11 protein-coding genes are annotated in these 11661 nt (G+C 63.2%); 8 read left to right on the forward strand and 3 right to left on the reverse strand.

Translation table 11 applies throughout. The features are described 5' to 3' along the window. The first annotated feature begins 20 nt into the window (after nucleotides 1-20). The 6 genes from NLY43_RS30525 to NLY43_RS30550 all read left to right on the forward strand — a co-directional run bounded on the left by NLY43_RS30525 (nucleotide 21) and on the right by NLY43_RS30550 (nucleotide 6222). Nucleotides 21-707 (forward strand): hypothetical protein, encoded by a 687-nt coding sequence (locus NLY43_RS30525; protein ID WP_023700324.1) that lies wholly within the window; start codon nucleotides 21-23, stop codon nucleotides 705-707. Nucleotides 708-811: 104 nt separating this feature from the next. Further along, the gene (locus tag NLY43_RS30530; protein ID WP_023691017.1) at nucleotides 812-1549 is read left to right on the forward strand and encodes a dienelactone hydrolase family protein; all 738 of its coding nucleotides are present in this window, start codon (nucleotides 812-814) and stop codon (nucleotides 1547-1549) included. Between the two features lie 95 nt (nucleotides 1550-1644). After that, nucleotides 1645-2826, forward strand: coding sequence for a BaiN/RdsA family NAD(P)/FAD-dependent oxidoreductase (locus tag NLY43_RS30535; RefSeq protein WP_023710772.1), 1182 nt, complete (start codon nucleotides 1645-1647; stop codon nucleotides 2824-2826). A gap of 215 nt (nucleotides 2827-3041) precedes the next feature. Next, nucleotides 3042-3602: an RNA polymerase sigma factor gene (locus tag NLY43_RS30540; RefSeq protein WP_023696454.1), complete on the forward strand. Its 561-nt coding sequence runs from the start codon at nucleotides 3042-3044 to the stop codon at nucleotides 3600-3602. Between the two features lie 2 nt (nucleotides 3603-3604). Further along, nucleotides 3605-5716, forward strand: coding sequence for a vWA domain-containing protein (locus NLY43_RS30545; protein WP_023710771.1), 2112 nt, complete (start codon nucleotides 3605-3607; stop codon nucleotides 5714-5716). Between the two features lie 239 nt (nucleotides 5717-5955). After that, a complete protein-coding gene (locus NLY43_RS30550) occupies nucleotides 5956-6222 on the forward strand; it encodes a hypothetical protein (RefSeq protein WP_023724232.1) in 267 nt (88 codons plus the stop codon). Between the two features lie 8 nt (nucleotides 6223-6230). Here the strand turns inward: NLY43_RS30550 and bmt are convergent, their stop codons facing one another. Together bmt and NLY43_RS30560 are read right to left on the reverse strand one after the other, a co-directional pair. Beyond that, nucleotides 6231-7253 (reverse strand): betaine--homocysteine S-methyltransferase, encoded by a 1023-nt coding sequence (bmt, locus tag NLY43_RS30555; protein ID WP_023710770.1) that lies wholly within the window; start codon nucleotides 7251-7253, stop codon nucleotides 6231-6233. A gap of 115 nt (nucleotides 7254-7368) precedes the next feature. Then, complete coding sequence (locus NLY43_RS30560; protein WP_023681768.1) at nucleotides 7369-8226, reverse strand: helix-turn-helix domain-containing protein; 858 nt, start codon at nucleotides 8224-8226, stop codon at nucleotides 7369-7371. 223 nt (nucleotides 8227-8449) lie between these two features. On the opposite strand from NLY43_RS30560, the gene NLY43_RS30565 reads away from it, so the two are divergent. After that, entirely contained in the window at nucleotides 8450-9460 is a 1011-nt protein-coding gene (locus NLY43_RS30565) for a fatty acid desaturase (protein ID WP_031197693.1), read from the forward strand. A 91-nt stretch (nucleotides 9461-9551) separates the two neighbouring features. Next, nucleotides 9552-10379 (forward strand): phosphate/phosphite/phosphonate ABC transporter substrate-binding protein, encoded by an 828-nt coding sequence (locus NLY43_RS30570; protein WP_023710769.1) that lies wholly within the window; start codon nucleotides 9552-9554, stop codon nucleotides 10377-10379. On the opposite strand, the gene NLY43_RS30575 is transcribed toward NLY43_RS30570, so the two are convergent. Further along, complete coding sequence (locus NLY43_RS30575; RefSeq protein ID WP_023710768.1) at nucleotides 10344-11651, reverse strand: M24 family metallopeptidase; 1308 nt, start codon at nucleotides 11649-11651, stop codon at nucleotides 10344-10346. The two genes, NLY43_RS30570 and NLY43_RS30575, sit on opposite strands and share 36 nt — an antisense overlap. Between the last annotated feature and the right edge of the window lie 10 nt (nucleotides 11652-11661).

The raw sequence follows: 11661 nt of genomic DNA on the forward strand, positions 1-11661 counted from the left end.
TCCGACCCGGACAAGAAGGGATGATTGCGCGGCGCCGGGCTGACGAGATAGCGGCCGCGCTTTCCGCCGACGGCCTCATGCTGCGCGGCGGCTTCAATTTCGCAACAAGCGAAACGCCGCCGCATGGCCCTTCAGTTGCCCCCGCCAAATCCGTGCTGTTGGTGGGGCAGGCGGGAGCGGCACCCTGGCCGCATTTCCTGCGCTGGCGCGACCGGCAACCGCAAACCATTGCTAATCCGCTCGACACATGGTCGCGCGCAGTGATCGGTGCGGTGGCGGAGAAATTCGGCGCGCGCGCCGTTTCGCCTTCGGACAGACCTTATCTGCCGTTCCAGCAATGGGCGATGCGAGCGGAGGGGCTGAGACCGTCGCCGCTGGGCATCCTGATGCATCCGCAGTACGGGCTCTGGCATGCCTATCGCGGCGCGTTGCTGTTCGAGGATGAGATCGCGCTTCCTGAACGTCGCGAAGCGATTCACCTTTGCGACGCCTGTGTTGCAAAACCTTGCCTGAAATCCTGTCCGGTTGACGCCTATTCCGCGGATGGTTTCGCTCATCAGGCTTGCCTGGCGCATGTGCGGGGATCGAAGGGCGAACCATGCCGCGGCGGCGGCTGCCTCGACCGCAACGCCTGTCCGTATGGCACGGCCCATCGCTATCCGCCTGAGGTTCAGGCCTTTCACATGACGGCGTTTGCCGGCCTGTAGCCGGGTCGAAAGCCCGCACAAAGTGTTGAACGGGATTGTCAGGGAACGGCTTGCCCTGACGGTGCCTGCTTATATGTATCGCACGACATTTAACGGAGCGGGCCATGGCGAAGCAGGACATTGAGATCAAGACCGGGGACGGCGTGGCGAAAGCCGGGCTGTTCCGCTCGGCGACCGCTTCCTCGTCCAGGGCCGGCATCATTCTCTATATGGACGCTTTCGGTCCGCGACCGGCGCTCGACGCAATGGCGGAACGGCTGGCAGGCGAGGGCTATGCCGTGCTGGTGCCGGATCTTTTCTATCGCAAAGCACCCTACGGGCCGTTCGAGCCCAAGACCGCTTTCGTCGTCGAGGAGACCAAGGTCGCGCTGACGGCGTTGGTCCACGGCACGACACAGGACATGACCATCCGCGACAGCAGGGCGTTCCTCGACACGCTTACCGCTGAAGGTGTCACCGGACCGGTCGGTGTCGTCGGTTACTGCATGGGCGGGGCGCGGGCTTTGAATGCGGCTGCAACCTATCCCGATCGCATCGTGGCGGCGGCGAGCTTCCATGGCGGCAATCTGGCCAGCGATGCCGCCGACAGCCCGCACCGCAAGGCCGCAATGATCAAGGCGCGCGTCTATGTCGGGACATCGGGCGTCGACCGCAGCTTTCCGCCGGAGCAGTCGGCGCGGCTGGTCGAGGCGCTGCGCGTGGCGGAGGTCGACCACGCCATCGAAAACTATGCCGGCATGGCGCATGGCTGGTGCGTGTCGGACCACAGCGTCTTCAACGCGGCCGGCGCCGAACGTCATTGGAAGCGACTGACGACGCTGTTCGCCGAGACGCTGATCTAACGAGGCGTTGCCTGAAGTCGCAACGAACGGGTAGAGACTGCACGATTGGCGCGGCCTGTTAAAACAGCGCCAGTCGAGCGGGAACGAACAGCCTGATGCAATCCTATGATGTCGTGGTGATCGGCGCCGGTGCGGCCGGAATGATGTGCGCCATCGAGGCGGGCAAGCGCGGCCGCTCGGTCCTGGTGCTCGATCACGCGGCAAAGCCCGGCGAGAAGATCCGCATCTCCGGCGGTGGCCGCTGCAATTTCACCAACATCCACACCAGCCCGAAGAATTTCATCTCCGGCAATCCGCATTTCTGCATTTCGGCGCTCAGCCGCTACACGCAAGGCGACTTCATCGCGCTCGTCGAACGCCATGGCATTGCCTATCACGAGAAGACGCTGGGACAGCTGTTTTGCGACGGCTCGGCGCGCCAGGTCATCGACATGCTGGTTTCCGACATGCAGGATTGGGGTGTGGAACTGGCGTTGTCGACCGAGGTGAGGAACGTCAGCAAGACCGCGGACGGGTTTGTGCTGACGCTCTCCGCTGGCAGCGTCGCTTGCAGCTCGTTAGTCGTGGCTTGCGGGGGCAAGTCGATCCCCAAAATGGGCGCGTCCGGTTTCGGCTACGAGCTTGCGGCGCAATTCGGCCTTGCGGTGGTGGAAACAACACGGCCGGCGCTGGTGCCGCTTACCTTCGACGCAAGAACGCTGGAGCGGCTGGCGCCTTTGGCCGGCAATGCCGTCGATGCCGAAGTCGCCTGCGGCAAGACGCGGTTTTCAGAAGCGATGCTGTTTACGCATCGCGGCTTGAGCGGGCCTTCCATCCTGCAAATATCGTCCTATTGGCGCGAGGGCGACGAGATCCGCATCGCCATGCTGCCGGGGAGGGATGTGGCGGAACTGCTTCGCGCCGCCCGGCGCGTCAACGGCAGGCAAGCGGTGCAGACGGTGCTTGCAAACCATTTGCCGAAGCGCCTTGCGCAAGCAGTCGCCGAGCGCAGTGGGATCGATGGCAATCTCGCTGATTTGACAGACCTGCAAATGAAAACCGTCGAAGCCGCCGTCAACGACTGGCGCATCAAGCCGGCCGGCTCCGAGGGTTACCGCACGGCGGAAGTGACGCTTGGCGGTGTCGATACCAACGGGCTCGATCAGAAGACGATGCAGGCGAAATCCGTGCCGGGGCTGTTTTTCATCGGCGAAGTCGTCGATGTCACGGGCTGGCTGGGCGGCTATAATTTTCAGTGGGCTTGGTCGTCCGGCTGGGCCTCGGGCCAGGTGTGCTGATATTCAGGTGAGGCCGGCCTGCAAACGACGGCTTTCAGTGCTTCCGGTGCTCGCGTACCAAAAGTACGCTCCACTCCGGTTCTCGAAATCCATCGTTTTCGGCTCGGCCTCACCTGAATCTCAGCGCACCTGTTGCGCGTGCATCCGTCGCCTCGGAAAAAAATCTTTCCATAACCCCAAGGATTGGCCATTAGCCTTCGTCCAACAGGCAAATGATGGCGATGATGCTGGATGAAAGTGAAGCCTCCGACGCCGAATTGATCGGGCGGGCGAAGGGCGGAGACAGGGGTGCCTTCGGCAAATTGCTGGAGCGGCACTACGACTTCGTCTATCGCGCCGCCTATCGCTGGTGCGGAAAGAAGGCCGATGCCGAAGACATCGCCCAGGAGGTCTGTGTCCGTCTCGGCAAGGCGATCCGCGACTACCGCGGCGGCGGCGCGTTTACGACATGGCTCTATTCCGTGACGCTGAACGCGGCGCGCGACATGATGCGCAAGACGACGCGCGAAAACGTCAAGACCGAGGCTTTCGGCGCCTACAGCATGATATCGGGAGAGGCATCCGCCGAGCCCGAAGATCCGACTGAGGCGCTCTGGGCAGCGGTGCGGCAATTGCCGGACAAGCAGCGCGATGCAGTACTTCTGGTCTATGGCGAAGGTTTGAGCCATGCGGCCGCCGCCGAGGCGATGGCAATCTCGGAGACGACGGTTTCCTGGCACATCCATGAAGCGAAGAAACGGCTGAAGACGTTGATGCGTTCAGCCGGGGAAGTGTGACCATGGTCGACGACAACGAACTCAACAGGCTGCGCGACGCAGCAGTACCGGCGCCGGGCGAGAGCGCGAAGACACGCGCCTTCGAAGCCGCCATGCGCGCTTATGATCAGGAAAATATTTCTGCCGTCACCCAAGGATCGGTCGGCGGGCTTCGTCTCACAGAGCGAGCACAAAAGCTCTGGAGCGAGATCATGCAAAAGAAACTCATCGCCACGCCAGCCATTGCCGGGCTCGTCGCCCTGCCGATCGCCGGATACGCCACCTTCCACATCCTGAGGGAACAGCCGTTGCCGTTCGGTAGCGACGAGAAGATCACTGAGACGCTGGCCGACAAGCCGGCAACCAATGGGCCGGCGATCAACGCGCCGGTAAAAGAAAAGCAGGCGCCTGAAGGCGACAAGAAGGCCGACGCCGATGTGCGAAGCCGCGACACCACTACGACGCTTACGCCGCCCGCGCCGCCGAAGCCCGAATCGACCGTTGCTGTCGCCCCTGCGCAGCAGGATGCGCTGGGGCGCGGCGTGTTGGCCGAGCCTGCGCCAGTTGAGAGCCGCGAGTTTTCGCTTGACGGCACCGCTGCTCCGGCCGGCGGCGCGCGGGTCGACCGCATGGCCGGCGCGACCGAGTCCAAGTACCTGGCGCAGCCTTCGACGATGCCGGCCGACCAGATAGCGCCGCAGGAGCCAAACCGCGACCGCGTCGAGGATTTCAAGACCAATCCGGTGCATGCAGCGCTTCAGGATCCGGTCTCGACCTTCTCGATCGACGTCGACACCGCCTCCTATTCCTTCGTGCGCGGTTCGCTGAAGCAGGGCTACCTGCCGCAAGCCGATACGGTGCGCGTCGAGGAGATGGTCAATTACTTCCCCTATGACTGGAAGGGTCCGGACTCCGCGTCGACGCCGTTCAACTCGACCGTCAGCGTCATGCCGACGCCGTGGAACGGGCACACCAAGCTGATGCACGTCGCCATCAAGGGTTTCGACATCAAGCCGGTCGAGCAGCCCAAGGCCAATCTGGTGTTCCTGATCGACGTGTCGGGTTCGATGGACGAGCCGGACAAACTGCCGCTGCTCAAGTCGGCGTTCCGGCTGCTGGTCAGCAAGCTCAAGGCGGACGACACCATCTCGATCGTCACCTATGCCGGTGACGCCGGCACCGTGCTGATGCCGACCAAGGTCACCGAGAAGGACAAGATCCTCAATGCCATCGACAATCTGTCGCCGGGTGGCTCGACGGCCGGCGAGGCGGGCATCAAGGAGGCCTACAAGCTTGCCCAGCAGTCCTTCGTCAAGGACGGCATCAACCGTGTGATGCTGGCCACGGACGGCGATTTCAATGTCGGCCAGACCGATGACGACGACCTGAAGCGGCTGATCGAGCAGGAGCGCAAGACCGGCGTCTTCCTGTCGGTGTTCGGCTTCGGCCGCGGCAATCTGAACGATCAGATGATGCAGACCATCGCCCAGAACGGCAACGGCACCGCCGCCTATATCGACACGCTGGCCGAGGCCGAAAAGGTTCTGGTCGAGGATGCCTCCTCGACACTGTTCACCATCGCCAAGGACGTCAAGATCCAGGTCGAGTTCAATCCGGACAAGGTCTCGGAGTACCGGCTGATCGGCTATGAAACCCGCGCCTTGAACCGCGAGGACTTCAACAATGACCGCGTCGATGCCGGCGATATCGGCTCCGGTCATTCGGTGACCGCCATCTACGAGATCACGCCGAAGGGCAGCGGCGGCGAGCAGATGGATCCGCTGCGCTACGGCCAGGCAACGGTCAACAATGGCGGCGTCGCCAATGCCGACGAATATGCCTTCGTCAAGATCCGCTACAAGCTGCCGAACGAGGACGTCTCCAAGCTGATCACCACGCCGGTGACCTCGGCCAACGAGGTCGCGTCCTTCGACCAGGCCAGCACCGACCAGCGTTTCTCCGTCGCTGTCGCCGCCTTCGGCCAGAAGCTGCGCGACGAGGATGCGACCGCGAAGTTCGGCTACGACAAGATCATGGAGATTGCCACCGCCGCCCGAGGAGCCGACCCGTTTGGGTACAGGTCCGAGTTCCTTTCGCTTGTGCGCCTTGCCTCGGCGCTCGGCGGTAACCGGTAGTGGCAATACAGCCGGTTCCTTTCAGACGGGGGTCGTTCTGATACGGGGAACCGGCTACGGGCGGGTGAGGCAGGCCGGCGGGGGAAACCCTGCCGGCCTTTTTCGGATCGATTGATCCGAAGCGCACAGATGATCCGCCTGATCGTTAAATTGCGCAGCTTTTCCGGAACGTCATCGCAATGCCCTGCTATTATTGCATGGGGTCGGGACTGGGCTTGGGGAGCCGGGAATTGCAGATCATGAACATTGGAAACACGACGCCGGCGGTGAGACACACGCAGGCGTCGGGAACGCTGTCGCCAGAATCCAGGCGCATCATGGATGACGTCGACGCAGCCCGGAATACCGCAAAGTCGGCGCTGACCAATGACCGCTTTCGTGTCATGCTGGAGCAGATCGGCAATCCGCAGTCGTCGGGTGACCTGGTGACGATGAATGAAAGCGCCGACAGCACCGCCCTGGATTTCACGACGGCGCTATCGCGTTACGCTGAAAACAGCGAATAAGTTCGATATCAGGCCCGGCTGCGGCGGCGTTCGCGGCGGGCTTCGCTGGTCTCGGCGGTGTTTTCGGTCGCCACCTTGTTGCGCATCGGACCGATGCGCTCGACGATCCCCGCGACGGTCGGGCGTTCGGATTTGGTGTGCGCGTCGAGCGCCTTGCGCATGGCGGCAAGGTGCTGGAACGAGGTGCCGCAGCAGCCGCCGATGATCTTCGCGCCGCCATCCACCGCCAGCCGGACATAGTCGGCCATCAGCTGCGGCGTGCCGGAATAATGGATCTCGGTGCCACGAAATTCGGGAATGCCGCAATTGCCCTTGACGATCACCGTCGCTTCCGGCTTCGCCTCGGTCATGTCGAGCAGCGAGGCCAGGATGTCGGAGGCGCCGACACCGCAATTGGCGCCGACACCGAGCGGCGTCTCTGAAAGTCCGTCGGCGACGCCGTGGATATCCCTGGGCAGCAGGCCCATCATGGTGCGGCCGGCAGTGTCGAAGGAGCCGGTATAGGTGTAGGGCAGGCCGACGCGGATGGCGGCTTGCGCCGCGGCGCGGATCTCGTCCGGCGCCGACATGGTCTCGATCCAGGCGACTTCGGCGCCGCCTTCCTTCAAGCCTTCGATCTGTTCGGCGAAGGCCTCGACCGCCTCGTCATAGGTCATGGCGCCGAGCGGCACCAGCAACTCGCCGGTCGGACCGACCGAGCCGGCGACGATGACTTTCCTGTCGGCCTTGTCGGCGACCGCGCGGGCAATCTCGGCGGCGCGCTTGTTCAGCGCATGCACGCGGTCCTGCGCATGATGCAGCTTCAGCCGGTGGCGGGTGCCGCCGAACGAGTTGGTGAGGATGATATCGGCGCCGGCGTCGACGAAATTCTGGTGCAGGCTGGTGATGGTGTCGGGCGCTGCCTCGTTCAGCAACTCCGGCGCTTCGCCGGCCTCCAGACCCATGGCGAACAGATTGGTGCCGGTGGCGCCATCGGCGAGCAGCACGCCCTTTTCGGCCAGCAGAGCATCGATGGGATTGTTGGCGGGCATCGGATCGACTTTCAGATATTTGAATGGAATAAGGATATAAAGAAGTCTTTATGTCCAGTCAATGTGTTTGCGACCTGCAATTGCCGCGCGGCGCACCTTTCCGGGGCGTTGGGGATCAGGCAGAACCCGATGGAAATGACGCGCCGGCCAGATTGCGCGCGTAGGCGGCGGCCTCATGCGGGTTGATGTCGGCGGCCCGGATCAGATTGTCGAAATGCTGGGTCAGCGCTTGGACCGGCTGGGTGGCGTTCAGCACGACATACATGTCGCCGACATAGATGGCGGCGCGATAAGGGCCGAAGATGGTCAGCGGGATGGAATAGCGCATGCGGCCGTCATAGAGGAACAGGCGGAAGGTGGGGTAGAGATCGTCAAGCAGCGTCGCCATATGGGCAAGCTGCTGCCGGCGGTCAGCCTCGGGAAAGCGGTCCCAGACGCCCAGGCCGCGGGCAAAGATCTCAAGCGTATGGCGCGGCATGCAGACCTCCATGTCGGTCTCAGGGCGCCGGTTGTACTCGATGCGGTACTGCGTCTCGCTGGCCTGCGCCAGACGGCTGCGGTTGGTGATGTTGGCTTCGTAGTCGACCAGCTGGCGTGTGCGCAGGAGGTCGGGAATGCCGGCCGGCACATAGCGGATCTTGGTGCCTGCGGCCTCGGCGAACCATTTGGCGAGCAGCGTGCGGTCGAAGCCGTCGGGCGCCTCTTCGATCTCCAGGCTTTCGCGGATTTCGCCGGTGACGCCTTCGTCCTGGGAGAGGCCGAGCAGCCAGTCCAGCGAGATCTTGAATTCGGCGGCGATGTTGAGCAGCGTTTCGGCGCGCGGCAGGCGCGTCGAGGCGCCGGACATCAGTTGCGACAGCGCCGACCGGTCGATGCCGACTGCTGACGCGAAAGCCGACTGGTTGAGATCGGACCGTGTCAGGAGCAGCTTCAGGCGCTCCCGGAAGATTGCCGAAAGGTCCCGTTTGTCCACTGTTCGTTCTCCGCACTCTCTTAGGAAAAATTTGCGCCCGAGCCGTCGAATCAGCACTTCCAGCGTAAATGAATCCGTAGGGTTGTTTACAATGCATAACATCTGCGGTCAAAAATGCGCAATCGCAACATTTTGTACACTTTGTCTCGTTGAGCGGAATCACTTCTCCTGACACTGTGCTGTCAGGAACAATTCCGGCGACTGAGGGACAGTGGTCGATAGCATGACAGGCAAGCGCATCAAGCGACGCGACGCAGCGGCCATCGAGTGGCCGACCGTGGTCCTCGCTTTCTTCTGTTACGGAATGTGGCTCGCTGCCGGGCTCCTGCTCTGGCCCTCTTATCCGACCCCGGCACTTCTTCTCCTCGGCTTCATCCTGGCCTTGCAGTCGTCGATCATGCACGAAGTGCTGCATGGCCATCCGACGCGCAGCGCGCTCATCAACGAAGCCTTCGTCTTCCTGCCGATCGGCCTGGTCTGGCCGTTCCGTCGCTTCAAGACGCTCCATTTGCGCCACCACGCCGACGAGCGCCTGACCGATCCGCTCGACGATCCCGAGAGCTATTACCAGGCGTTGTGGATGCATGACGATCTGCCGCCGACGATGAAATTCCTGCTCAAGATCAACAACACCATGGCCGGCCGTTTCTTTCTCGGCCCCTGGCTGTCCTGCATCGGTTTCTTCGTCGACGACGCCAGGCATGTGATTGCCGGCGATAAGGTGATCGGCAAGGCATGGCTGCTGCATGCGATCGGCCTCGCCATCGTGGTGCCGATCGTGCAGTTCGGCTTCGGCATTCCGGTATGGCTCTACATTCTGGTGCCGGTCTGGCTCGGCCAGTCGCTGATCGCGGTCCGGACTTTCGCCGAACATCAGTGGTCCGAGCACCCTGAAGGACGCACGGTGATCATCGAGCGCTCGCCGCTGTCGTTCCTGTTCCTCAACAACAATCTGCACTTCGTTCACCACAAGACCCCGACCGTTGCCTGGTACAGGCTGCCAAAACTGTTTGCCGACCGCCGCGACGAGTGGCTGCGGATGAACAATGGCTACGCCTATCCGAACTATTTCGCACTGATCAAAGCCTACGCCTTCAAGGCCAAGGAGCCGATCGTGCACCCGGTGCTGCGCCGCCAGCCCGAGCCGGGCAGGGCGTTCAAGCCGCGCATCAGGGCGCGCAGCATCAGCGGGCTTGGCAGCGCGCCGGTTCCGGCCGAGCCGCCGAAGGAATAATCCCCGGACTTCCCGAACCCGTGTCGGCCAATTCTGATTGGACGCCGCGTTTTTGCGATCCTTTCCCGAGCCATGATGATTGAGTGTCGGCATGAGTGATTTGGTTGCGGCATTGCCGATGTATGACTGGCCCGAAGTGCGCGGCGAGGTCGACGCGCAATGGGCAGCGTTGCGCGATGCTTTTCGGCACAAGGGCGTCGATGGGCCGCAGACAATCGTGCGCCGCAATGGCGACCTGCCGCCGGTGCCGGGCGGTATCCACGACGCCGAGGGCAGACTGATCGCGCCCGATCCGGCGATACTGCCGCCGGACGAACTCGACCATCACCAGCTTTGGCTGCATCCGGCGCTGCTGTTCGCGCAGACCTGCTGGGGGCCGATGGAACTCGGCCTGAGCAAGCATGTGCAGGTGGTCGGCCAGCCGAGCTACGACGCTTACGAGGGCGGCGAAGGCGAACTCTATTCGAGCGCGCTGGTGATGCGGACGGGCGAGGGGCCACAGATTCGCTCGCCCGCGGATGGCAAAGCCTTGCTGCCGCTCGCTCTGATGCGCGGCAAGCGTTTTGCCTACAACAGCCTCGATTCGATGTCGGGCATCATCGCGCTGACGCGCGACCTGCAGGCCGCCGGCGAGAGCCTGGATATCTTTTCCTCGCGCAGCGAAAGCGGTGGCCATCGCGGCTCGATCGTCGCGGTCGCCGAGGGCAAGGCGGATATAGCTGCCATCGACTGTGAGAGCTGGGCGCTGGCGCAGCGTTTCGAACCTGCGGCAAACGCCGTGAAGGTCGTCGGCTGGACGGCAAGGCGCAAAGGCCTGCCCTACATCACCGCCAGGACGACGCCGGAAAAGACGCTCAAGGCTCTGCGCGAGGCGCTTGCCGGATCAGCCGAGCAGCCTCGCATCCAGCTTGTAGGCTGAAAGCTGCTCGTTACCGGTCGCGGTGATCAGGATCTGTTCCTCGATCTTGACGCCCTCATGGCCGCCGAGACGGCCGATATAGCTTTCCACGCACAGCACCATTCCCGGCTCCAGCGCGCCGTCGGGCGTGTCCGGCGTCCAGTCGCTTGCATGCGGCAGGGTCGGGTACTCGTCGGCCAGGCCGACGCCGTGATAGAGCACGCCGTAGCGTGTCGGGAAGCAATCTCCCGGCGGCACCACGGAGCGTTCGACCAGGTCGCGAAAGGATATGCCGGGCTGCATCAATTGCGTGTTGTGGGCGATCTGGTCGGCGGCGATGCGGAACAGGTCGCGCTGCTCGTTCAACGGCCTGGCGTCACCGCAAAGCCAGGTGCGGGAGAGATCGGCGCAGAAGCCGTAGGGACCGATCAGGTCGGTGTCGAAGGCGACGAGGTCGCCTTCCTCGATCACCCGCGACGAGCATTCCTGGAACCACGGATTGGTGCGCGGTCCCGAGGCAAGCAGCCGGGTTTCGATCCATTCGCCGCCGCGCGCAATGTTGCCGCGGTGGAGTTCGGCCCACAATTCGTTTTCGGAAATGCCCGGCGTCAGCGCCTTCTCCATTTCACCCATCGCCGCTTCGCAAGCGACGATTGCGCGGCGCATGGCGAGGATCTCGTCCGGCGATTTGATCAGCCGCGCATTTTCCATCACCGCTTCGCCATTGCCGATCGAAATGCCGAGGCGGGCGAGTTCCTCGACGCCTTCCGGGTTGATGTGGTCGACCGCAATGCGGCTGTTGCCGCCGCCATGCTCCTTGACCAGATCGGCGATGCCGGCCGCCCAGCGGCGGACTTTGTGCTCGGTCAGCTCGCCGCCATAGAGATACATCCACGACACTGCCGGCCGCACCTCGTCGACGACGCCGGAATGATCGGACAGATGCTCGCAGGAGAAATAGTCGAACAGCACCACGGGTCCCTCAGTGGCGACGAAGCAATGGCGGGTCGGATTGTGCGCGACCCACAGCTGCATGTTGGTCGAATCGGTGGCGTAGCGGATGTTGACGGGGTCGTAGAGCAGCGCGCCGGCGTAGTTTCGGCGCCTCAGTTCGGCGCGGAGGCGCTCGAGCCGGTATTTGCGCATCGCGGCAAGATCGGGCGCGGCGATGCCTGCCGCTTGCCATTCGGCTTCAGCCAGCGCGCCATAGCCCAGCACATGCTGGTTCAGCGACGCCGCCTTCTGGCGCGATGTTTCGCGCAAGGCTTCGACGGAGCCGGGCTCGAACGGCATGATCTTGCGA

This window comes from Mesorhizobium sp. C416B, from assembly GCF_030323165.1.
Classification (GTDB): Bacteria; Pseudomonadota; Alphaproteobacteria; order Rhizobiales; family Rhizobiaceae; genus Mesorhizobium.